Source organism: Yersinia sp. J1 (assembly GCF_050586585.1).
Lineage (GTDB): Bacteria > Pseudomonadota > Gammaproteobacteria > Enterobacterales > Enterobacteriaceae > Yersinia > Yersinia entomophaga.
The window spans coordinates 1-968 of sequence record NZ_JBOBDP010000053.1 but is presented as its reverse complement, the minus strand read 5'-3'; the positions used below and the strand labels follow the sequence as shown (position 1 = coordinate 968).

Sequence of the window (968 nt, the reverse complement as noted above, 5' to 3'; positions counted from 1 at the left end):
ATCCTGTCGTCTAAATAATATGGGAAGAACCCCAGGTAAAAATAGCAAGACTGGCAGAGAAGTTATTGAACGAATGCGTGGCGAAGGTCGCATTCGTGGTACAGGTAACAGGATGCAATTTAAGAGCTCAACAGATAAAAAATGGTATTTTGTTAAGGATGCTGATATGGCTCACTTAACAGATGCCGTGAAATATTGGAACCAGAAAGGCGGTTATTATGGCCCGAAATCTAAAGAAGTTAGAGCCTTTATGAGAGATTCAAAGAATTATGAATTAGAATATTATGGTCATAACCGTTCCCAAGGTGCGAAATTACCTGATAGATATAAAGATCAAGGTGATTTTATTGGTCCGGCAGAAAGATCACAATATTTTCCATGATTAAGTTTGGTGTGAAATGAAAGAACTTGCTGAAGAAAATCAAAAATTAGAAGAGACAATAGTCTCTACTGTAGAGAAAGGTAATGAGCTTCATGATGGTAAATCTTATGAGGGGGCGTTAGATGAATATAACAAGGCTTGGGGATTGCTTCCTGAACCTAAGCTAGAGTGGGAAATTGCCGGTTGGATTGCAGCATGTATATATAGTGCTTACTTTGATATGGCAGCCTTCCCAAAAGCTAAAGAATGGGCTGAAGTTGCATTGCAAACTCGAGGGTCAGATATAGATACTGCACCGTTGATTGATCTTGGAATGGTCTGTTATGAGTTAGAGCAATATGATGAATCATATAAATACTTTGATGATGCCTATAATTATGGTAAGGCTCGTGCATTTAAAGAAAGACCGAAGAAGTATCTTGACTTTTATTTAGCCAAGAAAAAGGAAATGAAGTAAAAATAAATGGCCGGAATGGATCTCTTTGGATCTTCTCGGCCATTTTTATCTGTTGCTACGCTAGTATATTACTCTGTTGAACCCGAATCACCACCTGACCGGGCATCACGCTGATCGCCAGCGGTTGCT

At 39.0% G+C, this 968-nt stretch carries 2 protein-coding genes; both read left to right on the top strand.

Annotated elements, in window-relative coordinates; all coding sequences use genetic code 11:
* The coding region (locus tag ACQ4OC_RS19580) for a hypothetical protein (protein ID WP_430971566.1) at positions 1–382 on the top strand (382 nt) is incomplete at its 5' end.
* 16 nt (positions 383–398) lie between these two features.
* Positions 399–839 (top strand): hypothetical protein, encoded by a 441-nt coding sequence (locus ACQ4OC_RS19575; RefSeq protein WP_430971565.1) that lies wholly within the window; start codon positions 399–401, stop codon positions 837–839.
* Positions 840–968 lie beyond the last annotated feature (129 nt).

Excerpts from the sequence above, each read along its gene's own strand:
- ACQ4OC_RS19575 (WP_430971565.1), top strand. The coding sequence starts at position 399 with ATGAAAGAACTTGCTGAAGAAAATCAAAAATTAGAAGAGACAATAGTC.